The organism is Rhizobium sp. 42MFCr.1 (assembly GCF_000377185.1).
GTDB classification, from domain to species: domain Bacteria; phylum Pseudomonadota; class Alphaproteobacteria; order Rhizobiales; family Rhizobiaceae; genus Rhizobium; species Rhizobium altiplani.
Genome location: NZ_KB897829.1, coordinates 75,427 through 97,872, shown reverse-complemented (window position 1 = coordinate 97,872; position 22,446 = coordinate 75,427). Strand labels below are relative to the sequence as shown.

General features: G+C 59.8%; 20 protein-coding genes. 9 read left to right on the top strand and 11 right to left on the bottom strand.

Going from position 1 to position 22,446, the window contains the following annotated elements; all coding sequences use genetic code 11:
- Positions 1 to 25: 25 nt before the first annotated feature.
- Together C934_RS0114175 and C934_RS0114170 are read right to left on the bottom strand one after the other, a co-directional pair.
- On the bottom strand, positions 26 to 1,645 hold the full coding sequence (locus tag C934_RS0114175) for an MDR family MFS transporter (RefSeq protein WP_018857326.1): 1,620 nt from the start codon (positions 1,643 to 1,645) through the stop codon (positions 26 to 28).
- Between the two features lie 113 nt (positions 1,646 to 1,758).
- Positions 1,759 to 2,925 carry an HlyD family secretion protein gene (locus C934_RS0114170; protein ID WP_018857325.1) on the bottom strand — a complete coding sequence of 389 codons (1,167 nt, stop codon included), beginning with the start codon at positions 2,923 to 2,925 and terminating at the stop codon, positions 1,759 to 1,761.
- A 136-nt stretch (positions 2,926 to 3,061) separates the two neighbouring features.
- Here C934_RS0114170 and C934_RS0114165 point away from each other — a divergent pair, with 136 nt between their 5' ends.
- The gene (locus C934_RS0114165) at positions 3,062 to 3,964 is read left to right on the top strand and encodes a LysR family transcriptional regulator (RefSeq protein ID WP_018857324.1); all 903 of its coding nucleotides are present in this window, start codon (positions 3,062 to 3,064) and stop codon (positions 3,962 to 3,964) included.
- A 9-nt stretch (positions 3,965 to 3,973) separates the two neighbouring features.
- On the opposite strand, the gene C934_RS0114160 is transcribed toward C934_RS0114165, so the two are convergent.
- From C934_RS0114160 to C934_RS0114150, 3 genes are all read right to left on the bottom strand, one after another.
- On the bottom strand, positions 3,974 to 4,231 hold the full coding sequence (locus C934_RS0114160; protein WP_245267954.1) for a hypothetical protein: 258 nt from the start codon (positions 4,229 to 4,231) through the stop codon (positions 3,974 to 3,976).
- Between the two features lie 52 nt (positions 4,232 to 4,283).
- Positions 4,284 to 4,493, bottom strand: coding sequence for a hypothetical protein (locus C934_RS0114155; RefSeq protein ID WP_018857322.1), 210 nt, complete (start codon positions 4,491 to 4,493; stop codon positions 4,284 to 4,286).
- A 73-nt stretch (positions 4,494 to 4,566) separates the two neighbouring features.
- Positions 4,567 to 6,618 (bottom strand): NAD(+) synthase, encoded by a 2,052-nt coding sequence (locus C934_RS0114150; protein WP_018857321.1) that lies wholly within the window; start codon positions 6,616 to 6,618, stop codon positions 4,567 to 4,569.
- 275 nt (positions 6,619 to 6,893) lie between these two features.
- Here C934_RS0114150 and C934_RS0114145 point away from each other — a divergent pair, with 275 nt between their 5' ends.
- Together C934_RS0114145 and C934_RS0114140 are read left to right on the top strand one after the other, a co-directional pair.
- Positions 6,894 to 7,991: an NAD/NADP transhydrogenase subunit alpha gene (locus tag C934_RS0114145; protein WP_018857320.1), complete on the top strand. Its 1,098-nt coding sequence runs from the start codon at positions 6,894 to 6,896 to the stop codon at positions 7,989 to 7,991.
- Positions 7,992 to 8,352: 361 nt separating this feature from the next.
- Positions 8,353 to 9,393 (top strand): porin, encoded by a 1,041-nt coding sequence (locus C934_RS0114140; RefSeq protein WP_018857319.1) that lies wholly within the window; start codon positions 8,353 to 8,355, stop codon positions 9,391 to 9,393.
- A gap of 165 nt (positions 9,394 to 9,558) precedes the next feature.
- Here C934_RS0114140 and C934_RS0114135 read toward each other — a convergent pair whose 3' ends face one another.
- On the bottom strand, positions 9,559 to 10,053 hold the full coding sequence (locus C934_RS0114135; protein WP_018117220.1) for an RrF2 family transcriptional regulator: 495 nt from the start codon (positions 10,051 to 10,053) through the stop codon (positions 9,559 to 9,561).
- A gap of 284 nt (positions 10,054 to 10,337) precedes the next feature.
- Here C934_RS0114135 and C934_RS0114130 point away from each other — a divergent pair, with 284 nt between their 5' ends.
- Complete coding sequence (locus tag C934_RS0114130; protein WP_018857318.1) at positions 10,338 to 10,964, top strand: hypothetical protein; 627 nt, start codon at positions 10,338 to 10,340, stop codon at positions 10,962 to 10,964.
- Between the two features lie 52 nt (positions 10,965 to 11,016).
- Here the strand turns inward: C934_RS0114130 and C934_RS0114125 are convergent, their stop codons facing one another.
- Entirely contained in the window at positions 11,017 to 12,045 is a 1,029-nt protein-coding gene (locus C934_RS0114125) for a CorA family divalent cation transporter (protein WP_025660036.1), read from the bottom strand.
- Positions 12,046 to 12,287: 242 nt separating this feature from the next.
- Here C934_RS0114125 and C934_RS0114120 point away from each other — a divergent pair, with 242 nt between their 5' ends.
- The 3 genes from C934_RS0114120 (at position 12,288) to C934_RS0114110 (ending at position 15,927) form a co-directional block, all read left to right on the top strand.
- Complete coding sequence (locus tag C934_RS0114120) at positions 12,288 to 13,193, top strand: universal stress protein (RefSeq protein ID WP_018857316.1); 906 nt, start codon at positions 12,288 to 12,290, stop codon at positions 13,191 to 13,193.
- Positions 13,194 to 13,297: 104 nt separating this feature from the next.
- The gene (locus C934_RS0114115; protein ID WP_018857315.1) at positions 13,298 to 14,803 is read left to right on the top strand and encodes an acetyl-CoA hydrolase/transferase family protein; all 1,506 of its coding nucleotides are present in this window, start codon (positions 13,298 to 13,300) and stop codon (positions 14,801 to 14,803) included.
- 332 nt (positions 14,804 to 15,135) lie between these two features.
- A complete protein-coding gene (locus C934_RS0114110) occupies positions 15,136 to 15,927 on the top strand; it encodes an SDR family NAD(P)-dependent oxidoreductase (RefSeq protein ID WP_018857314.1) in 792 nt (263 codons plus the stop codon).
- Positions 15,928 to 16,120: 193 nt separating this feature from the next.
- On the opposite strand, the gene C934_RS0114100 is transcribed toward C934_RS0114110, so the two are convergent.
- The 3 genes from C934_RS0114100 to C934_RS0114090 all read right to left on the bottom strand — a co-directional run bounded on the left by C934_RS0114100 (position 16,121) and on the right by C934_RS0114090 (position 19,366).
- Complete coding sequence (locus C934_RS0114100; protein WP_018857312.1) at positions 16,121 to 17,455, bottom strand: solute carrier family 23 protein; 1,335 nt, start codon at positions 17,453 to 17,455, stop codon at positions 16,121 to 16,123.
- A 324-nt stretch (positions 17,456 to 17,779) separates the two neighbouring features.
- Entirely contained in the window at positions 17,780 to 18,748 is a 969-nt protein-coding gene (locus C934_RS0114095) for a DMT family transporter (RefSeq protein ID WP_018857311.1), read from the bottom strand.
- A 354-nt stretch (positions 18,749 to 19,102) separates the two neighbouring features.
- Positions 19,103 to 19,366, bottom strand: coding sequence for a hypothetical protein (locus tag C934_RS0114090; RefSeq protein WP_409564072.1), 264 nt, complete (start codon positions 19,364 to 19,366; stop codon positions 19,103 to 19,105).
- 474 nt (positions 19,367 to 19,840) lie between these two features.
- On the opposite strand from C934_RS0114090, the gene C934_RS0114080 reads away from it, so the two are divergent.
- Both C934_RS0114080 and C934_RS0114075 read left to right on the top strand, forming a co-directional pair.
- A complete protein-coding gene (locus C934_RS0114080; RefSeq protein WP_018117210.1) occupies positions 19,841 to 20,578 on the top strand; it encodes a response regulator in 738 nt (245 codons plus the stop codon).
- Entirely contained in the window at positions 20,578 to 21,912 is a 1,335-nt protein-coding gene (locus C934_RS0114075; RefSeq protein WP_018857310.1) for a sensor histidine kinase, read from the top strand. Before C934_RS0114080 ends, C934_RS0114075 begins: the two co-directional genes overlap by 1 nt.
- Positions 21,913 to 22,019: 107 nt before the next feature.
- Here C934_RS0114075 and C934_RS0114070 read toward each other — a convergent pair whose 3' ends face one another.
- Complete coding sequence (locus C934_RS0114070; RefSeq protein WP_018117208.1) at positions 22,020 to 22,436, bottom strand: organic hydroperoxide resistance protein; 417 nt, start codon at positions 22,434 to 22,436, stop codon at positions 22,020 to 22,022.
- Positions 22,437 to 22,446 lie beyond the last annotated feature (10 nt).

The window sequence follows — 22,446 nt, the reverse complement described above, 5'->3', positions numbered from 1 at the left end:
TTCTCCCTGGTGGCGGAGTGAGGCGCTAGTGAGCGCCGCCCCCGGACAGATGACCCGGCTTCTTCAGCAGCAGCGTTGCGAGCAGTGCGACGAGCAATGCAGCACCGAGCACGAAGAATGTGTCGCTGAAGGCCATGATGTTGGCCTGCTTGCGCAGCTTGAGCGCGATGGCGACGACGGCCTTGTTGGTGGCAACGGCCTGATCGCTGACACCGTGACTCATGAAGTAGGCGGTCAGTTTCGCTACACGATCCCGAGTGGCTTCTTCGAAGACCGAGATCGAATTCGTCAGGATATTCGAATGGAATTGCTCGCGCTTGCTCAGAAAGGTCTGCAGGCTTGCGATGCCGACGGCGCCTCCGAGGTTACGCATCATGTTGAAGAGCGCGGATGCGGAACCTGCATTTTCCTGTTCGATGCCCGCTGTTGCGACGGCCGAGAGCGGCGCGAAGACAAGCGCCTGCCCGACGGCGCGGATGACGTTTGGCCAGAAGAGCTGGTCACTCGCATAGTCGGCGGTCATGTAGACATTCATGAAATTCGAAGCGGCAAACAGCGCAAAACCGAAGGCGATCAGTAAGCGAACGTCAAAACGCTTCATCAGGCGGGGCACCAGCGGGATCAACAGCAGCTGCGGAATGCCCGTCCAGGCGAGGACCATGCCGATCTGCTCGGAATTGTAGCCCTGGATGCGCGACAGATAGATTGGAAGAACGAAGGCAGAGCCATAAAGGGCGATCCCAAGCAGGACGTTCGCCACAATCCCGAAGCCGAAGTTGCGACGGACGAGGAGCCTGAGGTTTAGCAGCGGATGGGCGGTCTTCAGCTCGATAATGAGGAACAGCGTCAACGACACGACAGCGATGATCGACAGGCGGACGATGAAATCCGATCCGAACCAGTCCTCCTTGTTCCCCTCTTCCAACACCGTCTGCAGGGCGGCAAGGCCGATTGCCATGGTGATGATGCCCGGCCAATCGCCCTTGGCGAGCAGACCGAGTTTCATCGGAGCGCGATCGAGCGACGCCCAGAGCATTCCCACCATGAGCAAACCGGGAACCAGATTGACGTAGAAGATGAACTCCCAGCCGTAGTTCTCGGTCAGATATCCGCCGATGGTAGGCCCGATGGCAGGAGCAAAGGTCGCCGAGAGGGCAAAGAGGGCCAGACCGATCGGCTGCTTGGGCTTCGGCAGAAGCGTGATGATGATGGTGAACGCCATGGGGATCAGCACGCCGCCCGCAAAGCCCTGAACGGCGCGCAGCACGATCATCTGCTGGAGGTTCGCCGCGAAAGCACAGGCGACGGAAAATAGCAGGAACAAAATGGCGTTGGTCAGGAGATACTTGCGGACGGAAAAGACCTGAGCAAGCCAACCGCTGAGAGGGATGACCACGATCTCCGCAATCAGGTAGGAGGTCGAAATCCAGCCACCGTCGTCCTTGCCCGCGCCGATCGCACCCTGGATATCCGCGAGCGAAGCGTTGACGATCTGGATATTGAGGACGGCCATGAACGCGCCGAGCGTCGAACCGACGACGGCGCTCCACATGCGAAAGGCGCTCATCGCAGCTGCGGGCTTCGGAGCCGCAGCGTCCACTGGACGCGGGCTGGAATTGTTGGCGACGATCTGAAGTGTAGCCATGACGTCTCTCCTTCCGGCTATGCGGAAACAATCTCATGACGAGGTTCGGCTGATAATTCGGGAAAGGAGGGAAGGATCATCCAGTCAGGCTGGATAATCCTTCCCGGTACCACCTACCTGACGGCCGCTTTGGTATCGATCTCAGGCTCGACGGACATTCCGGCGCGAAGCAAACCGCTCACTTTCTCGTCGTCGATGACGATCTTTACCGGGATGCGCTGGACGATCTTGGTGAAGTTGCCGGTCGCATTGTCAGGGGGTAGCAGTGAGAACTCCAGCCCGCTCGCTGGTGAAATACTGTCGACATGGCCCTTGATTTCCACGTCGGGGAAACTGTCCACCTTGACCTCGACAGGCTGCCCGGCGCGTACATGAGTGAGCTGTGTTTCCTTGAAGTTGGCGACGACATAGACGGAATGCAGCGGCACGACCGCCATCAACTGCGTCCCCGAGGTTACGAACTGTCCGACTCGAATGGTGCGGGCGCCGACGGTGCCGTCGACCGGAGCGATGATCTGTGTATAGGAAAGGTTAAGTTCAGCCTGATGCTGGGCGGCGGCGGCGCGCTCACGCTGCGCGACAGCCTGCTCGCGCTGTGTCTGAAGAACGGGCACCTTCTTTTCCGCGGCGACCAGCGCGGCCCGATCCCGTTCAAGTGCCGCCTGCGCCTGATCGCGAAGTGATTGGCTCTGTTCCGCCCGCGACTGCGTACCGGCACCATTGGTGATCAGCCGTTGCGAACGGGCCGCATCGGAGCGAGCAAAATCCAGCGTCGCCAGTGATGCATCGATCGTCGCCCTGGCCTGGCCGATGATCGACTGCTGCAGTTCGATCTGCGCATCGAGATTTGTGATGGCTGCAGTTGCGGCCTTGACGTCGGCCTTGACCTGGGACAATGCGGCCTGATGGTCGCGATCGTCGATCTTGGCGAGCACCTGCCCAGCCTTGACTGCATCGTTATCACCGACAAGGACTGCGGCGACATAGCCCGAGACCTTCGGTGCAACGGTCGTATAGTCGGCCTTCACATAGGCATCATCAGTGGATTCGATGAAACGGCCAACCGTCCAATAGTGATGGCCGTAGTCCGCCACAAAGGCGGCACCGGCAAGAAACGCGGCAGCCAAGATCGTCCGCTTAACGAGCTTGCGACCCTTCTTGCCTTTGGCTTCGACGGCAGAGGCAACGTCCGCTGCCGGTGCAGCCGGGGCTTCGGTGACCCTTGCAACCTCGGGCTCGCCGGCCGCCTCGAAGGCTTCCTTGCGGGGTAATTCGACCATTGTCCTTCTCCAGTGGTTTGCCTCGTCAGGCGAGGCTAAATTCGATGAGACAGACAATGCGTCGTTACGCGCGATCTGATAATCTGCTTAAATCGGGAAGGATCATCAACTCAGAGCGGATAATCTAGGGGGTGCAATGGATCGGCTGACGAGCCTCACAGTCTTTGGTCGCGTGGTGGAGTGCGGCGGCTTTTCAGCGGCCGCGCGCCGTCTCAACATGTCGGTGACGATGGTCGGCAACCACGTGCAGTCCCTCGAGGACAGGCTGGGCGTCAGGTTGCTCAACCGCACCACGCGCAAGGTCAGCCTCACGGAAACCGGCAAGTACTACTACGAACGCTCGGCTCAGATACTTGCCGATCTCGAGGAAGCCGACAGCACGGCCGGTGCAATGAGCTCGACACCGCGCGGCACGCTCAAGGTCTATACCAGCGCGGCCATCGTCCGCTTCCTGCTGCCCGTCGTCAGCGAGTATCTTGAGCTATATCCCTCGATCGCGCTCGACCTGAGTGTTGGGGAGAGGATGATCGATATGGTCGAGGAAGGTTACGACCTCGTGATCCGCACCGTGCCGCCACCGGATTCGAGCCTTGTTGTCAGGAAGTTGACGCCATGGCGCCATATCCTGGTCTGCTCGCCGAACTACCTTGAGAACCATCCGGCGCCACAGGTCCCGGCGGATTTGGCAAATCACAACTGCCTCCAATATACGTATTACCCCTACGGAGACGAATGGCGCTTCGAAGATGCAGATGGCGCCCAGATGAGTGTGAAGATTGGCGGCAACGTCGTATCCAACAGTGCCGAGACCCTGCGGCACCTCACGACGACGGGCCAGGGCATATTCCTGGCACCAAGTTTCGTTGTGTTTGATGACATCGCCTCCGGACGATTTGTCCGGGTCATGCGCGACTATCGCGCCGTCGAGTTCAGCATCAATGCCATCTATCCGAACCGCAACCACTTGCCGACGAAAGTTCGCCTGTTCATCGCCCTCCTCGCGGAGCGCTTCGCGGAGCACCGGAAATGGATGACGTGAGGGCCTTGGTCAGTTCGTGTTCTGCGTCGGCGGCGGTGCGGTGCTGGGGCTGCTTGCCCCTGCCGGTGCTCTCGGTGCAGGGCTGGTGCCACCGCCCGTCCAAACGCTGAACGCCAAGAGGACCGCGGCAACCACGAAGGCGACAGCGCCCAGCAACGCCCAGGCGGACAGGCTGCGCCCTTCTCGGGACAGCGCCGTTTCCTGCGCTTCGTAAGCAGTTTGCCGATCGCTGGAATGATTGTCCGGCCTGTTGTCATTGGCGGTCATCATTGCACCTCTGGCAACGAAACGCCGGCGGCGTTCGCCAAGTTCCAAGAGATCAGATCAGAGGATCCCGTCCTTCGGCAACGGCGAGGTTCAGTTCGCGGGCGATGTCCTCCGCGTCCCTCTTGCTAAGGCCGACGAAATCCCTTCCGTCCGTTGCCGCCGGCAAGGACGTCAAGGTATCGACGATCGTCCACCTGCCACGCGGCTCCTGACGGATTTCGTAACGGGGAAGATCCTCGGATGGACAAGCTTCATCTGTCACGTTCTTACCGCTACCTCAGAGTGCTCCTGGGCCACATCTGGCGCGATGCATGGCTTTTGCAAGGCATCTCTGCCTACGCCTTTACATCCGGAACGTTCGCTTTCAATTCCTTGAGCCATATCCGGGCGTTGCCGTCCGACGGCGCGCGCCAATCTCCGCGGGGAGACAGGGAACCACCCGACGTCACCTTCGGGCCGTTCGGCGATGCCGACCGCTTGAACTGGCTGATCGTGAAGAACCGAAAGAGGAAGACCTCCATCCAGTGCTTGATGACAGGCAGATCGAAACTGCGGCGCTTGTCGGCGGGGAAATGCGGCGGCCAGACGCCGACCTCGGCGTCCCGCCAGGCATTGTAGGCAAGGAAGGCGATTTTCGACGGGCGAAGCCCGAAACGAGTCGTGTAGTAGAGTGCGAAGTCGTGCAGATCGTATGGGCCGATCTTGTCCTCCGTGCTCTGCATGACGCCATTTTCATCGGCAGGCACCAGTTCCGGCGAAATCAGCGTGCCAAGAACGCTTTCCAATGTCGCATTGGCTTCCTCGTTGAAATCCCCTGAGCGGATCACCCAGCGGATCAGGTGCTGGATCAAGGTCTTGGGCACCGATGCGTTGACGTTGTAGTGGCTCATCTGGTCGCCAACGCCGTAGGTCGACCAGCCGAGGCCGATTTCCGACAGGTCTCCGGTTCCCAGCACCAGCGCGTTTCGCTGGTTTGCCGCACGGAACAGGAAGTCCGTGCGCAGGCCGGCCTGGACGTTTTCGAAGGTCGTATCGTAGAACGGCTCGCCGCCTGCGAAGGGATGCTTCAGATCCTTTAGCAACTGTAGCGCCAACGGCCTGATATCGACCTCCTCCGCCGTGACGCCCATGCTGCGCATCAAGGCCCAGGCGTTCGACTTGGTGGCGTCGCCCGTCGCAAATCCCGGCATGGTGAAGCAAAGAATATCCGAGCGCGGCCAGCCGAGCTGGTCGAAGGCACGCGCCGCGACGAGTAGCGCATGGGTGGAATCGAGCCCACCCGAAATGCCAATGCAAAGCCGCTTGATGCCGGTCGAGCGCAGCCGCTTCATCAGTCCCTGCACCTGGATGTTGAACGTCTCATAGCAATCCAGATCGAGGCGGCTTTCGTCAGCCGGCACGAAGGGGAAGCGCGCAACATGGCGTTTGAGGCCAATGTCGCCCTTCGGCTTCTTGAACTGGAACCCTACTCGCCGGAATTCGCGACCGGCGGTAAGAGTGAGCATCGCCGCATCATTGAACGTGCCCGTTCGCAGCCGCTCCAGCCGCAGTCTCTCGACATCGATGTCCGCAACGCACATTTGCGACGAAATTGGGAAGCGGTCGGTTTCGGCAAGCAGGCTGCCGAGCTCATAGATGCAGGCCTGGCCGTCCCAGGCGAGGTCCGTCGTCGATTCGCCGGGGCCGGCCGCCGAATAGACATAAGCCGACAAGCTGCGCGCCGATTGTGCCGAGCACAAAAGCTTGCGGGTCTCAGCCTTTCCGACCGTTATGTTGCTGGCCGAGAGATTTGCGAGAATCAATGCGCCGGCCAACGCGCCGAAATCGCTCGGCGGCGCCGGAGCCCAGAGGTCTTCGCAGATCTCGATATGGAAGATGAAATCATCCATGTCCTCGGCGGCGAAGACGAGATCCGTGCCGAATGGCACCACCTCGCCGGCGGCACGAATGCTCTCGCCTCGTACGTCTCGTCCCGACGCGAACCAGCGCTTCTCGTAGAATTCGCGATAGTTCGGGAGATGCATCTTCGGAACGACGCCGAGAATACGACCAGCGTGAATGGCGACCGCGCAGTTATAGAGCCGACCGCCACTCTGCAGCGGCGCGCCGACAAGAAGTACCGGCGTCAGGTCGCGACTTGCCCGGACGATATCGCCGATTGCAGCATCCACACCCCTGAGAAGCGCATCCTGCCCCAAAAGGTCGTCGATCGCGTAGCTGGAAATCCCGAGTTCGGGGAACACCATGAGGCCAACACCTTCGGCGTGTCCCTGCCGCGCCAGTTCCAACGTTGCCTGCGCGTTGAAATCGGGATCGCCGATCTCGCAATTCGGGGTGCAGGCCGCGACACGGACAAAACCTTGATCGTAAACCGAATAGAAATTCACCAATGCCTCCAGCAGTCACGCGCCTTATGACTGACCATTACATCCAAATGCCTCCGGGCAAAACCTGATCTCGCCCACCCGGCAATCTTATTCGACATCGCTCATGCAAGCGGTAAATAGTATCGTTTAAAATGAATGGCTTATCGACAGTTGTGACAATGTGAAAATCAACATCACTGCCCAGAATAAAATTACCAAACTGTCATAAAACTATGGAAGAGACAGCCTATATCGCTCGCGCGCACACTTCGATTTACCCTCTTCCAGAGCGATCAATGTCCAACTTTATCCGCGTCCGCGCCGGGCTGCTTCGGGAAACACATCCCGGTGAGCGTCGCGTTGCGTTGACGCCGGAGGACGTGCGGCGGCTTTCCAAGCGTGTGTCGGTTCGTTTCGAGCGCGGTTGCGGTGTCGGCGCGGGCCACGTTGATGAGGCCTATGTCGTCGCCGGCGGCGAACCGGCCGAGTTCGCTGATATGGTGCCCTCCTCGGACATATTCGTGAGCGTGCGGCAGCCGGCAACCACGCGGGTATTTCCAGCGACCGCGACCCTCGTTTTCCTTGGTTCGCACGCACCCCTGGCCACCCGTCTTCCCAGCGGAGCGCGACCGCTCCACCTCGACATCGCCCGCCTCTCCTGTGTGCAGGGGGTCAAGGGCGCCGACATCTCATCGAGACAAGCGGCAATCACCGGCCACGCCGCCGTCCTTGAGGCCGCCAGGCAGTTCGGCATTTCGCACCCAATGTTGATGGTGGACGGCAGCTTCGTGCGGCCGGTGAGAATGGCTGCCTTGGGCGGCGATGCTGCAAGCCTGCAGGCATTGGCGACCGCCCGTCGCCTCGGCGCACTGACTCATGGCTTTGGCCTTGCCAAGGATTCGCAGGACAAGATCGAACGGCTCGGGGCCAGATTTCTCGGCACGACCCTAGCTCCGATGCCCTTTCCCCGCGCATTGCCGGAGCAACAACTGGCACGGCTTCGCCGAGAGCTTTCGGATCCCCTCTCGAAGATGCAATTGATCACCACAAACGCCGTGATACCCGGTCAAACTGCCCCTCTCCTCCTCGACGAAGACATGCTTTCGCGGCTGAGTCCTGGAACGGTCATTGTCGACCTTGCCGCAGAAAACGGCGGAAATTGCGCACTGACGCGAGCCGACGAAGTCATCAACGTCTTCGGCGTGCGGATCATCGGCTCCACGACACTTGCGAGCCACGAGGCTGCCGAAGCGAGCCGGCATTTCAGTGAGGGTGTGAGAAACCTGCTGGAACACCTGATCAACACGGATGGTGTTCTTAGGCTCGATCCATCCGATCCCACCGCTGCCGCGCTGCTGAAAGAAGTGGCCAAAACGACGCGCGCGTCATCGTGATTCAGGCCCAGCGTTGACAAAAGGATGAGCCGCAGGGCGATGCAAATGCTGCGATGCAACAATATTATCCGGATGACATCCATATAAAAAACCCTTTGAATACCAAACTGTTACAGGTTGCATTAGCACCCTCTTCTTGCGCAGAAAGTGACAGTTGCGATTGCGCAACACCCCGATTTCGCTTTGCAGCAAAACCCAATTTTTGACTGTATCTATTATTGATACATTTAACGGGAAATGTAATTTGGCGCTGCGGACGTACCGCGTTTCCCGCAAGGGCTTGTACGAAACAATTTGGGGTAGGTAGAGCCGGTTTCGGCAGTGATGACCTGTGCCCAATCGACAAAAGATTGGACTGAGAATGAACATTAAGATGATCCTTATGAGCTCGGCGGCGGCCCTGGCTGCCTTTACGAGCGCCCAGGCTGCTGACGCCATCGTTGCTGCTGAGCCGGAACCAGTTGAATACGTCCGCGTTTGCGACGCTTACGGCAGCGGCTACTTCTACATCCCGGGCACCGAAACCTGCCTGAAGATCAGCGGTTACATCCGTTTCCAGGTTAACGCCGGCCCGAATGCCAGCGCAACCACTGGCAACGGTACCTATGTTGCGAATGACTCCGACTGGGATGCCTACACCCGTGGTCAGGTCCAGTTCACCGCCAAGAGCGACACCGAATACGGCCCGCTCACCGGTGTTATCGTCCTGCAGACGAATGCCGACAACTCTAAGTCGCAGGCATCTTTGCTTGACTCCGCTTACATCGACATCGCTGGCTTCCGCGCAGGTCTGTTCTACAGCTGGTGGGACGATGGTCTCTCGGGCGAAACGGACGACATCGGCAGCAAGGTCACGCTACACAACTCCATCCGTTATCAGTACGAAGCTGAAAACTTCTACGCTGGCATCAGCGTTGACGAGCTGGAAGACGGCTACTTCAGCGCTGGTGAAAACCCGAACAACGTCGGCGTAGCAGTCGGCATCGGCGGCAAGGCTGGCATCTTCAGCTACCAGATCACGGCCGGCTACGACACAGATAACGAAGAAGGTGCCGTTCGCGCCATGGGTACCGTTGCCGTCGGCCCGGGCACCCTCGGCCTCGCAGCGATCTACTCCAGCGGCCCGAACTCCTACTATCAGACCGCCGAATGGGTTGTCGCGGCTGAGTACGCCATCAAGGCGACCGACAAGCTGAAGATCACCCCGGCCGCTCAGTACTACGGCAACTACGGCATCGTCGCGGGCGACTTCGACGACAACAACGACGCCTGGAAGGTCGGTGTCACAGTTGATTATCAGATCGTCGACAACCTCTACGCCAAGGCAACCGTCAATTACTTCGACTCGGACAAGGCTGACGACGTCACGACGGGCTTCTTCCGCCTCCAGCGCGCATTCTAACTAAAAAAGCGGCGCCGCGTTTCCGCCTCTCTCCGTTGCTAAAGTCACGGGGAAAGGCAGCGCGGCGCCGCGCTTTAAGAGTTCTGATCAGATTGACCTCCGATCAGTTAGGAGGGGTGGCACGGGTTCCCTGCCCGGCCGCCCCTTTCCAGTTTAAGGATGAAATTATTCGGCGGGGTGGCGATCGCGCACGAGGCTAGCATCCGCCGAGTGCTGATGTCCGGCAGATTTCTCGGCCTCGAGTCGACGCAGCTCCGCCACACTGTCCTCGATGGTCACCGAACCAAGCATGTCGACGACAGCCTGCTCCGCTCGATCACACAGAAACTCCGAAAGGTCGCCGATATTCTCACCCACGAGTCCCTCATGCGGAATATCGTGCCGAGTCGCCCAGATCTTCTTGTCACCGGTCACGGCGGCATAGATCTGGCTGAGCAAAATCTGGTCACGTGGTCGTGCCAAACGAATGCCCCCCTTGCCGCCCTGGGAGGTAGCAAGAATTCCGTTCTCATTGAGCGGAAGCAACAGCTTGCGGACAAAGCTTGCGCTTGTATCGAGCCCTTGCGCAAGTGATTGGCTCGTGGTGCGGAGATTGGCCTCTTCATTGACGGCAACGCTGATGACAATCTGTAAAGCGGTCGAAAAGCGCGTGTCGATCATACTGAGCTGAGGCCTTGCGTCGGAAGCCGGAGAGCACAGATATTTACCGCTAAAACTCATTGTCAAGAACGCGTGGTTGAAATCACGCCAACTTGACTGAAACCTCGACAGGCGCGTGTACGACCACCGTACGATGTGTACTGCGAAATGAGCCAAAAGCCGGGCCGCGGGGGCCGCACCCTTCAGACTCCTCCCGAGGTCCCATCACGTGATTTCGATTTTACGCCGAGACTTACCTGCAATACGCTTCCTTCCGCTAGAAATTTCAACCGGGGAGAGACGCCATGAGACGCAGGTTTGCCTATATCGCGGCCGCTTTGGCCTTTTCAGCGGTCGGGGTCCATGCTCAGGACACCGCCATGAGTTTCTTCGTGACCAGTGTAAATCCAGGCAAGGGTGGCGATCTCGGTGGTCTCGCCGGTGCGGACGCCTATTGCAACACGCTTGCCACGGCCGCTGGCTCGACGGGCAAGACCTGGAAAGCCTATCTTTCCACCGACGCCGAAAATGCAAAGGACCGCATTGGCTCTGGGCCCTGGTATAACGCCAAAGGCGAAAAGATCGCCGACGACGTGGCCTCTCTGCACAGCGACAAGAACAACCTGACCAAGCAGACCGCGCTCAATGAGAAGGGCGAAATCATCAACGGCCGAGGCGACACGCCGAACCGGCACGACATGCTCACCGGTTCGAAAGCCGATGGCACTGCGGCGCCGGAGACATGCGGCAACTGGACGATGGGCGGCGCTGAAGGTGTCGCGATCGTCGGCCACAGCGACCGAACAGGCCTTGATGACTCCGCCCAAGCGAAGTCGTGGAACTCCTCGCACCCGACACGCGGCGGCTGCACCGTCAAAGCCTTCAATGGGACTGGTGGCGACGGCCTGTTCTACTGCTTCGCAGCGAATTGATCGCATAGAGGACAGCGCATTCAAGGCTCGTAGTCTGGGACGATGCCGTGCTCTAAAGCCAGCCGATACGCCGAAGCACCCAGAGCGTCGCAACGGATGTGATCGTCACGAATACGACAATGATGATGAAAGCCCAGGTGTCGTTGACCCCCGGAATGCCTCCGACATTCATTCCGAACAAGCCGGCCACGACACTCGGAGGCAGTAGCAACGCCGCCAGCGCCGCCAGCCGGTTGGAATTGCGCGCGATGCGCTCGCTGATCACCGTCGAAAGGTCGTCGTGCAGAATACCCGTACGGTCGCGGATGGCATCGAGGTACTCGATGAAGCGCATCAGCTTGTCGATCACCTCGCGCATCCGCAGCTTGTCGCGCTCCAGCAGCCATGGCGCATCATCATGCTCGATGCGGTTCAACGCATCGCGCTGCGGCGCCAGATAGCGGCGAAGCTGGACGGAACGCCGACGCAGCAGCTTGAGGCGTTCGCGCACTTGGCCTGCCTCGCCGTGAAAGATCATCTCGTCAAGCTCGTCCACCTCCTCGTCCATGGAGTCGAGCACTGGCTCCAGGTCGCGCACAAGCTTGTCGCCGATCAACGCCAGCAGGTCACCGGTGCGTAGCGGGCCCTTGCCTTTCTGGAGCGCCTGGCGAATGTCGCGAAGGGCGGTAATGTAGTGACCGCTGTCCCGCAGCGAAATCACCTTGTTCGCATCGACCCACATATGGAGCGGCACGAGATCGATGTCGGTCTGCTTTTCCGACGCTTCGTCCGGCGCAGTCGCACAGACGCCGCGAAGGATGATCAGCAGGCCATCGTTGACTGGCTCGACGCGAGGCCGTGTTTCCTCTTCGAGAAGAGCTTCGGTCACGAAGCTATCGAGACCGCTTTCCCGGTTGACCCAATTGGCCGCCGCCGCATGGTCGCGCTCGAGGTGCAGCCAGATGATCCCATCTTCCGGCTTCCACATTTGCGCCCGGGCAATGTCCAACTGCGTGCAGCCGCCACACCCGTCCAAGAGCAAGGCGAAGCGTAATCCCGGCTCCGCGCCATAGGTCAGCTTAGAGGTAACTGCCGTCTCCATCGCGCCCCGCATATAGCTAGAGGGAACCAAAAAATGCAGCCGACACAAAAGCTTGGCACCGGAGATTCTAGCAGGTCGCGATTAAGGCGCAAGACCGGCGGAATCGGCACCGGGATTCGGCAGCCACCGGCTTCGGTGCTTAAAATAGGTCGCCTTCCTCTGCCAAGGCGATTTCAACGCCGGTCAGATTAGCGTATTATTCCAGTGCAACCGTGCGGGCCGATCCATGAAGGAGGGCCAGATTGATCACGACAACCACCGACGACCGCAACTGGTCACAAGGCTTCAGCGCATCTCACGATGGTGCCGCTCCACGCAACGTTCGTGATCTCACCAGCCATGCCGATATTGTCGTGCTGCTGCCCGATCCAGCCTCGGCACAAACCTGCCTCGATCTGGCCGACGACGCGGCCGATGCCGTGCAGGACAACATTGCCGCCGTGCACATCGGTGCCGATCCACTGTCGATGCTCGTATCCGCCGAGGAAATCGAACTGCAAATGATGCGCGACCTGGAGGAAGGTTCGACGCACGAGCGGTACGAACACGTCAGGCAGCTGTTCGAGGAGTGGAAATTGCATGCGCCTCACCGGCAAGACCTGATGCTCGGCGATTGCCAGGGCGATCTGCGCCGCTGCGTCAGCACTGTCTGCCGGAATGCATCGCTTGTCGTAACGCCCTACAGAGGCAATCTCGACGCTCGTGATGCCTTTCACGATGTCCTCTTTCATGAAGGCAAGCTGGTGCTGGTCCCCCCAGCCAGTGGCTATCGGGGGCACCTGCTGGACCACGTCCTCGTTGGCTGGAAGCCGCATGACCACGCACGACGGACAATGGTCGCCGCAAGGCCCTGGCTTGCCGCCGCCAACCGCATCACGGTGCTCTGCGTCGATGACAAACCGAACAGGCACTACGAGAAGTCGGCCAGGGAAATCTGCCATCAGCTGGGGCTGGATGCCGAGATTGTCGTTACCTCGTCATCGGGCCGCTCGGTCGGCAACACCATCCTCGACTTTGGCACGTCGACGAACGCCACCTGCATTCTGATCGGTGCGTTCAAGCACGGTTATCTGCTCGAGCTGCTTCTCGGCCGCGTCACCTATCGCCTGCTGTCCCATGCCACTATTCCTCTACTTATGAGCCATTGATGGAGCCGACTAGACCGGCGCTTGATCGACGCCGCGCGCGACAAGGCGCGGAACGCTTCGTGCGGGTCAAACCGCCTGTTCACGCAGACAGCTAGGAGGCGAATATGTCCCGAATATTCAATGAAAATTTGCGTTCACGGATCATGACGGCCGAGGACGCGGCATCGCTGATAACCAGCGGCTCGACGGTGGGGATGAGCGGCTTTACCGGATCGGGTTATCCGAAATCAGTACCGCTTGCACTTGCGGCCAAGATCGAAGCAGAGCATGCGGGGGGCAATCCTTTCCATCTTCGTGTCTGGACTGGCGCCTCCACCGGTCCCGAACTCGACGGCGCGCTCGCCCGAGTGAACGGCATCGAGTTTCGACTGCCCTACAACTCTGATCCATACGCCCGCGAAAAGATCAACCGAGGCGAAATGGAATACTTCGATATGCATCTTTCTCAGGTCGCGCCCATGGCCTGGCAGGGCTTTCTCGGCCCCCTTGATACCGCGATTGTCGAAGTCTCCGGCATTCGCGCCGATGGCTCGCTTATTCCGTCCTCCTCGGTCGGCAACAACAAGACCTGGCTCGACCGCGCAGAGAAGGTCATACTCGAGGTCAATCGTTGGCAGAGTCCGGCGCTCGAAGGCATGCACGACATCTATTATGGCACGGCACTGCCGCCGCACCGGGTCCCGATACCGTTGGTTCGGCCGGATGACCGGATCGGCGAAACGGCGTTCCGCTGCGATCCCGACAAGATCGTCGCTATTGTCGAGACCGATGCGCCGGATCGCAACTTGCCCTTTACGCCGCCGGACGACGCCGCCAAGGCCATTGCCGGCCACCTGCTGGAATTCTTCGGTCACGAAGTTGCCAAGGGGCGTTTGCAGGCTTCGCTTCTGCCAATCCAGTCCGGCGTCGGCAATATCGCCAATGCCGTGCTGACTGGCTTGATCGACAGCCCTTTCGAGAACATGACGGCATTTACCGAGGTCATCCAGGACGGCATGCTCGACCTGCTCGATGCCGGTAAGCTCAGGATGGCTTCCGCGACCGCCTTCTCACTCAGCCCGGAGGCGGCACGTCGTCTTAACGAGAACATGCCAACCTATCGTGACAGGATGGTGCTGCGGCCGCAGGAGATCAGCAATCATCCCGAACTGATCCGCCGTCTTGGCTGTCTTGCGATGAATGGCCTGATCGAGGCTGATATCTACGGCAATGTTAACTCGACCCACATCATGGGCTCGCGCATCCAGAACGGTATCGGCGGCTCCGGGGATTTTGCGCGCAATGCCTATATCTCCATTTTCATGACTCCATCGACTGCCAAGGGCAGCAAGATTTCTGCGATTGTGCCGCAGGCAAGTCGTGTCGATCACATCAACCAGGACGTCCAGGTGCTGGTGACGGAACAGGGCCTTGCGGATCTGCGCGGGCTTTCGCCGAAGCAACGCGCGCGGACGATCATCGACAACTGTTCCCATCCCACCTACCGGCCCGCTCTTCTTGACTATTTCGAGCGCGCGCTTGCCGGCTCTTACGGTTTACAAACCCCAACCTTGCCGAAGGAAGCCTTGTCGTGGCACCAGCGCTTTATCGATACCGGCTCGATGTTGTGACGGAGCCAGGTTGCCATCCAAGCCATTGTTGTACGCTGGTGGCCGCTGTCTGCGCAAAGCCGTCAGTTGCCAATGATCGCCCCAAGCGGACGCGTTCCGTTCCGCGATGGGTGTTGCCGTTGAATCGGGTGTTGGCAGGAGAGAATTCGCCGGCCGCCCTTTATGAAGCGATCGACGCCGTAAGGTCTGATTTCTCCTCGGTCCGGAGGTTGCCGCATTCGTGCTGACTGACGATGTTGTGTGAAAGATCGCCGGATCCTCGGCGGTCAGACCGTTGCGAGACTGCAGAACTGACTATACGTTTCGTCATCCAACCTCGACGGGAGCGGAAAATGCAAATTGATCTTACTGGTAAGAGGGCGCTGGTCACAGGATCAACGGAAGGCATCGGCTACGCAATTGCCCGCCAGCTGTCAAGGGCTGGAGCGGATGTCGTTGTCAACGGCCGGTCCGAAGACAAAACCGCAAAGGCCGCCGCACGGCTCAAGAGCGAAGGTCCCGGTGGCAAAGTCAAGTCTGCTGCCGCCGACCTCTCAACCGCCGAGGGGTGTGCAGCGCTTGTCGCCCAAATTCCTCAGGTAGACATCCTGATTAACAACGCGGGCATCTTCCAGCCAATCGACTTTTTCGACGCCGAGGACGAGGTCTGGGATCGACACTGGCAGGTCAACGTCATGTCCACCGTCAGGCTCTCCCGCGCCTATCTCCCAGGCATGCAGAAGTTAAACTGGGGCCGCGTGATATTCCTGGCCTCCGAATCCGGTTTCAACATTCCGGTCGAGATGATCCACTATGGCGTCAGCAAGACCGCCGACATCGCGGTTGCCCGTGGTCTCGCCAAGCGCATGGCCGGCACGGGCATCACAGTGAACTCCGTCCTCCCTGGGCCCACGCTTTCCGAAGGCGTAGAAACGATGCTTGCCGAAGAGCAAGCTAGAACCGGACTGCCGCTGGAGGAGGTCGCTGCCGCCTTCGTCAAGCAGCATCGCAGCAGCTCGATCATTCAACGTGCCGCCACCGTCGAGGAAGTCGCCAACTTGGTGACCTATCTTGCGTCGCCGTTCGCTTCCGCGACCACGGGCGCGTCCGTTCGCGTGGACGGTGGGGTCATCGACACTCTCTGACAGCAGACTTTTGCCGGGTTCGACCGGCCTGGAGCCACTACTCGGGAAGAGCAGCTCTCACGCCGGTGAACCGCGACTCCATGGTCGTTGATCTCTGCGTGCCGCGCCTCCGATGGCTGCCTCGTGGCAGCCGGCAGAGCGCAGAGCAGGACGCAAAGGCGCGGGAACTCGTCCCGCGCGATGGCGACGGGCGCTAAGCGTTCTGGTCTGACCCCTTGGGCAGGTTCGCCCATCCGAGTGCGTGGTAGAGGATAATCGCTCCGATCGTCGCGGTACCAATTCCGTCAAGCGTAAATCCCCCGACCGCGAGCTTGAAGTTGCCCGCACCCAGCACAAGCGCGACGCCAACCGTGATGAGGTTGCGCGGCTCGGCGAAGTCGACCTTGTTCTCGACCCATATGCGGCCTGCAGTCGCCGCGATGAGACCGAAAACGACGATCGAAAGCCCGCCGATAACAGGTCCGGGGATCGTCTGGATAAGGGCGCCGAATTTCGGCGAGAACCCGAGCAGGATGGCGACCGCGGCCGCAACGAGGAAGACGAGCGTGGAGAAGATGCGCGTTACCGCCATCACCCCCATGTTTTCGGCATAGGTCGTCATGCCGGTACCGCCGAAGGCACCCGAAACCATGGTCGCGATACCGTCGCCGATGAAGGCGCGGCCGAGATAGGGGTCGAGATTGCGCCCCGTCATTGCCCCGATTGCTTTGATGTGCCCAAGATTTTCGGCAATGAGGATAACGACGACTGGGGCGATCAGCGTGATCGCGGAGCCGGAAAAGACCGGCGCCGTGAAGTGAGGCCAACCGAACCAAGGGGCCGCCGCGACGCCGGAAAAATTGATCGGCGCGCCGTGGCCCAAACCGTTCGCGACAAAGAAATAGGCGAGATAGGCGAGCGCGCCGCCGAGAAGAATCGGCAGGCGGCGGGCAATGCCCGGCGCGTAGACCGCGACCAGGCCGACGGCGGCGAACGTCAGAATTGCGACCCAGCGCGAGAGCTGGTCGCCCTCAGGGTTGGCAGGGCCAATGCCCGAGGCGCTGGATATGGCGATCGGCGCGAGCACAAGCCCGATTGCGGCGACGATTGCGCCGGTGAGGACTGGTGGCATTAGCCGTTCAATCCAGCGATGACCGGCGAGCGCGACCGCGACGCCGATCAGCGCATAAATCGCCCCCGCGGCGATGATGCCACCGAGCGCCAGCGCGATGTTCGGGTTGGGTGCCCCGGCGACCGCCCCCGTTGCAGCAAGAACGGGACCGATGAAGGCGAAGGACGAGCCGAGATAGCTCGGCACGCGCCCGCCTACGGCGACAAAGAAAATCAACGTCGAAAGGCCGGAAAACAGAATCGAGACGTTGGGGTCGAAACCCATGATTATCGGAGCAAGCACCGTTGAGCCAAACATTGCCACGACATGCTGGAGGCCCAGCACCATCGTCTGCCCTGTGGGCAGCCGCTCGTCGGGCAGAATGCGCCCCTCCGTCTTCAGCCGCCAACGCGGAAAATAGCCATTTGTGTCGCGCATCGCTCGCCCCGTTCCGTTCGATTTCGCCAAGCGACCTTGAAGAATTTTGAGATGGGTCGGAGGCGCTAAATAGAGTTATCGGTCATCCGAATACTCAACCGTCGCTAGGCTTAGACTTCTTGTACCGGCTTACCCGATGCTTCGATACTGATATCGGCCGCCGCTGTCATGGGGTCGGAACACTTTCCCACAACATCGACCCGCTGAATGATTCAGGCGAGGAATAAGCTGTCGGACAATACCTGTCGGCCGAATGACCGCTTGCGGTGCATCCCGGCCGAAGCTGTCTTTTGGGCGAGCGTCGACCACCTGGCGGCAGAGCACTCATTCCGATGCCAGCACCGGATTGCCCGGTCGAAACTGTGTTTCGTAGAAGATCCGGACTGACAGGACTACCCCAGCAATAAGAATGGCGACTCCTGCGGTTTCTACAGCTCTCGGCCATCGCACATGGACTGCCAGCCCGCCGATGACACCAAACGCGGTTTCCGAAACGATCAATTGCGCGGCCAGTGCGACAGGCAAGTTTCTTGAGGCAATGTTCCAGGCCCACACGCCGCATACCGTTGCCAGTAGTGCGAACGATACGCCCCAAACATAGAGCGAGCCGGCGGAATGCCAGCCGAAGCCGAGCTTGGGAAGCTGGAAGAGACCCATTGCAGCTCCGGCCGGGTAGAAGGCAAGCATCAAGACGCCTCCACCGACGAGAATAAGAGCGGACCACACACCAGATGGCATGTCAGGCCGGGCGGCCAGTGCGGCCTGGTTGGAAATCGCGAACCAGACCCACAACGCGACCGCTGCAAGCGCCAATGGAACGCCGATCCAGAATGAACGGACAGAATCCAATCCTTCGGCCGTGAATACCGTACCATTGACCAACATTAGACCGACCAGGACCAACATGAGGGGCATCAGCAGAAACCGCCATGGCAATGATGCCTGCCGTTGATTGCCGATGACCATCAGAGCGATTGGAACCAGACCAAGAAAGGCGGGAGCAATTACTGGCCCCGCAAAAATGGCAGCTCCCGTTACCGTCAGGAAGTAACCGACATAGCCAATGAAGGAGAGCCAGATCGTGGAAAGCACGTTTCGGAGCGTGAGATATTGTACCGCCCCCTTATTCGAAAACAGAACGCACAAGCCGACCAATGCGGAGGCTACATGGCGGACAAGGGCAAAATCAAGGGTCGAATAGCCACCAATTATGAAGGGCACAACGAAGTTGAGCGAAAAGGCAAAAGCCGCGAAGAGTGCGGCAAGTACGCCTATGTAGAAGCCTTTTTCCATCGTCCTGCCCTCTGGTCTTCCAAACACCGGTACATCCTTGGCTGCTGCCCTGTCGACGATCTTCCAAAATCGGCGTTGAGCAACCGAGCGTTTGCGCGCGCGTTGGACTTGCCCAACATCGCGTCGGATTAGAGCGGCCGAATGTATACGGCGTGTGTTTGTTGAGCGTCGATTTGTACCGGAATGTACCTTAGGTCGCGGGTGCCGAGGTGCCGACGCATTCCAGGACGAAGGGCAAATTGACTTATCTGGCGCGATCCGGACGTGATTGATCTTCTGCAGCCAGCCGGATTCGCCAAACGAACCTCAAAGTTTTCCCGAGGGTCGATCGGGGCATGGGCTCTCAGCCCTGCCTTACCTTCTGCTCCAGGCCAAGAACGGCCGATAGTGTCGCTGGACTATAAGCAGAGTTCGATCGGGCTGGATGACATAGATCTCCTCGACCTCACGCCCCGTCTGATCCGTGAACGTATGGGGGAACGAAGAGCCGATCGGCGCCTTTGTCAGCTTCGTTCGAGGCTGGCCGCCATAGGTTATGCTGCCGGGAATAGGCGCATATCCTTCCCCCGAATAGGAAACCGACGTGACCGCGCAACCCGCAACAAGAACTGCCATCATCGCCGCCGCTACTATTTGGATCATCCTCAGGCCCCCAGGTTATAGTCAGATTCTCGCACATGTAGTCACCGCCGATCAATGGTGTACCTTATTTCTCGATGTGTTTGTCGCAGAAAGCGATCGGACGCTTGAGGCTGCCTAAGGCCTGAGCGATCCAGATTGTTTGCTCTGCTGCTGCATAGGCGCAATGCGCCCCTCGCACCCAGAACCGCGGAAATGTTCGCCCTGGCGTGACCGCCATCTCAATGCGAACGGCGCGCCGCGAGCAGCTTGTCACCGGACAGCTGCCGGCCCAATGCCATCGGAATGAACAAAACGATTTCCATGACTTATCGGAGGAATTCAAGGTGTGGACATTGTATCGCAATGTATCCAAAGATCCGTTGGATACAGAGACATGCAAGCCCGCAGGCCGTAAACATACGGCGGATACATCAGGGGCGTCGCTAGCAGTGCAATAATGGAGATCGCGCGATGGAGCACATCGACCACATCCTGATCGTCGATGACGATCGCGAAATCAGGGAGCTCGTGTCGAGCTACCTGAAGAAAAACGGCCTGCGTGTCACCGCCGTCGCCGACGGCCGGCAAATGCGCGCATTCCTCGACGCGAACTCGGTCGATCTCATCATCCTCGATGTCATGATGCCCGGCGACGATGGCCTCGTTCTGAGCCGCGAGTTGCGGGCCGGACGACACAAGGCCGTTCCGATCGTCATGCTGACAGCGCGCACCGACGAGATGGATCGCATCATCGGTCTCGAGATGGGCGCAGACGACTACCTGGCCAAACCATTTTCGGCACGCGAATTGTTGGCGCGCATCAAGGCCGTGCTCCGGCGTACCCGCATGCTGCCGCCCAATCTGCAGGTGTCGGAAGCCGGCCAACTGCTGAGCTTCGGCAAGTGGAAGCTCGATACGACAGCACGCCATCTTGTCGATTCCGACGGAACGGTCATCGCACTCAGCGGCGCCGAATATCGCCTTCTGCGCGTCTTTATCGACCACCCCCAACGGGTGCTGAACCGCGATCAGCTTCTCAACCTGACACAGGGCCGCGACGCCGAGCTTTTCGACCGCTCGATCGACCTTCTGGTCAGCCGTGTCCGCCAGCGGCTTGGCGACGATGCCCGCGAACCGACCTACATCAAGACCGTCCGCAGCGAAGGCTATGTCTTCTCCATGCCGATCGAGATCACCGAGGCCCGCTGATGGCGACGCACGCCCTTCTGAATGGATTTCGTCTGTGGCCGCGCACCCTCGGAGCGCGGCTATTTCTTATTCTGCTTGCGGGCCTGGCGGTCGCCCATGCCATGTCGTTCACCGTGCTGTTTTTCGAGCGCTACACGGCCGCCAGATCGGTGATGTTCAACACCCTCGAAAACGATGTTTCGACCTCGATCGCCATCCTCGATCGCCTCCCGCCAGACGAGCGCGCCGACTGGCTCGATCGCCTTGACCGGGGAAGCTACAGGTTTGTTCTGGGGCCGGGCCTGCCAGGAAAACCGGCGCTCGATGCACGCGGCACCGAATTTGCCGCCAAGGTACGGGCGGCGATCGGGCCGAAATTTCCGATCACGGTCGAAACCATCCCCGGTCCGAATTTCCGCCTTCAGGCGCATCTCGCCCTCAGCGATGGAACGCCCCTGACGATAGACGTCAATCCCGCGGGCATTATGCCCCTCGCCGACTGGCTGCCCTATGTACTCGCCGCGCAACTGGCTTTGTTGGTCCTCTGCAGCTGGTTTGCCGTGCGTCAGGCCATTCGTCCTCTCGTCAATCTCGCAAAAGCGGCTGACACACTTGATCCGAACGTGAAGGCCCTTCGCCTGAGTGAGACGGGACCAAGCGAAGTCGCCTATGCCGCAACCGCCTTCAACGCAATGCGCGAGCGCATCGCTCAATATCTAGAGGAGCGCGTCCAGATACTTGCAGCCATATCGCATGATCTGCAGACGCCGATCACGCGCATGAAGCTCCGGGCAGAAATGGCCGAGGATTTCGGCGATCGGGACAAGTTGATGCAGGATCTCGGCGAGATCGAACGTCTCATCAAGGAAGGCGTCGCCTATGCTCGTAGCGCCCACGGCAATGTCGAAAAACCTTCGCGCATCGACTTGTCCTCGTTCATCGAGAGCCTTGTCTACGACTACCAGGACACCGGCAAGGCCGTTGCTATCAAGGAGATGAGCGGCGGCGCGATCATGACGCGGCCGCATGCCTTGAGGCGCGTTTTGACCAACCTCATCGACAATGCACTGAAGTTCGGCGGCAGCGCCGAGATCGAGGTGAAACGCCGCTCCGATGAGGGCATCGTGATCAGCGTGCTCGATCACGGCCCCGGCATTCCGGATGATCAGTTGGAAGCCGTCCTCAAGCCTTTCTTCCGGCTGGAACAGTCGCGCAATCGCGACACCGGCGGAACCGGACTTGGCCTTGCTATTGCCGTGCAGCTGGCCGCGGCAATCGGTGGGTCGCTGACGCTGCGCAACCGCGACGGCGGTGGCCTCGTGGCGGAAATCGCCATCAACAAAACCGCGGCTTAACCCGCCGCCGGGCACACTCTCCAATAAAAAGAGCGGCAGCCGTGACGGCTGCCGCTCCTCAACATCACACACCCGATCTGACGGGGAGGACCGTTTTTCTTATCTCGTCAGACGAGGTTTATGGTGACGTTGATATTGCCGCGTGTTGCCTTGGAATACGGGCAGGTCTGGTGTGCCGCGTCGACAATGGCCCGCGCAGTTTCCTGATCAATGCCCGGCAGGCTGACGTTGAGGCGTGCCTGAAGAGAGTAGCCGCCGGTGCTGCTGCAAAGGTCCACCTCGGTATCAACCGCAAGGTTGGCCGGAAGCGCGACCTTCAGGCTGCCGGCGGCAAAGCCCATTGCGCCAATGAAGCAGGCCGACCAGCCGGCGGCAAAAAGCTGCTCGGGGTTCGTCCCCTGCCCCGTGCTGCCCGGCGAGGACAGCTTGACGTCAAGGCGACCGTCGGAGCTGTGCGATGCTCCATCGCGGCCGCCGGTCGTGTGTGTCTTACCAGTGTAGATGACTTTCTGGTTCTCACTCATACTGTTCTTC

What these genes read in the sequence shown, in the direction of transcription:
- C934_RS0114175 (WP_018857326.1), bottom strand. Translation starts at nt 1,645, where the DNA reads ATGGCTACACTTCAGATCGTCGCCAACAATTCCAGCCCGCGTCCAGTG.
- C934_RS0114170 (WP_018857325.1), bottom strand. Translation starts at nt 2,925, where the DNA reads ATGGTCGAATTACCCCGCAAGGAAGCCTTCGAGGCGGCCGGCGAGCCC.
- C934_RS0114165 (WP_018857324.1), top strand. Translation starts at nt 3,062, where the DNA reads ATGGATCGGCTGACGAGCCTCACAGTCTTTGGTCGCGTGGTGGAGTGC.
- C934_RS0114160 (WP_245267954.1), bottom strand. Translation starts at nt 4,231, where the DNA reads ATGACCGCCAATGACAACAGGCCGGACAATCATTCCAGCGATCGGCAA.
- C934_RS0114145 (WP_018857320.1), top strand. Translation starts at nt 6,894, where the DNA reads ATGTCCAACTTTATCCGCGTCCGCGCCGGGCTGCTTCGGGAAACACAT.
- C934_RS0114140 (WP_018857319.1), top strand. Translation starts at nt 8,353, where the DNA reads ATGAACATTAAGATGATCCTTATGAGCTCGGCGGCGGCCCTGGCTGCC.
- C934_RS0114135 (WP_018117220.1), bottom strand. Translation starts at nt 10,053, where the DNA reads ATGATCGACACGCGCTTTTCGACCGCTTTACAGATTGTCATCAGCGTT.
- C934_RS0114130 (WP_018857318.1), top strand. Translation starts at nt 10,338, where the DNA reads ATGAGACGCAGGTTTGCCTATATCGCGGCCGCTTTGGCCTTTTCAGCG.
- C934_RS0114125 (WP_025660036.1), bottom strand. Translation starts at nt 12,045, where the DNA reads ATGGAGACGGCAGTTACCTCTAAGCTGACCTATGGCGCGGAGCCGGGA.
- C934_RS0114115 (WP_018857315.1), top strand. Translation starts at nt 13,298, where the DNA reads ATGTCCCGAATATTCAATGAAAATTTGCGTTCACGGATCATGACGGCC.
- C934_RS0114110 (WP_018857314.1), top strand. Translation starts at nt 15,136, where the DNA reads ATGCAAATTGATCTTACTGGTAAGAGGGCGCTGGTCACAGGATCAACG.
- C934_RS0114100 (WP_018857312.1), bottom strand. Translation starts at nt 17,455, where the DNA reads ATGCGCGACACAAATGGCTATTTTCCGCGTTGGCGGCTGAAGACGGAG.
- C934_RS0114095 (WP_018857311.1), bottom strand. Translation starts at nt 18,748, where the DNA reads ATGGAAAAAGGCTTCTACATAGGCGTACTTGCCGCACTCTTCGCGGCT.
- C934_RS0114090 (WP_409564072.1), bottom strand. Translation starts at nt 19,366, where the DNA reads ATGATGGCAGTTCTTGTTGCGGGTTGCGCGGTCACGTCGGTTTCCTAT.
- C934_RS0114080 (WP_018117210.1), top strand. Translation starts at nt 19,841, where the DNA reads ATGGAGCACATCGACCACATCCTGATCGTCGATGACGATCGCGAAATC.
- C934_RS0114075 (WP_018857310.1), top strand. Translation starts at nt 20,578, where the DNA reads ATGGCGACGCACGCCCTTCTGAATGGATTTCGTCTGTGGCCGCGCACC.
- C934_RS0114070 (WP_018117208.1), bottom strand. Translation starts at nt 22,436, where the DNA reads ATGAGTGAGAACCAGAAAGTCATCTACACTGGTAAGACACACACGACC.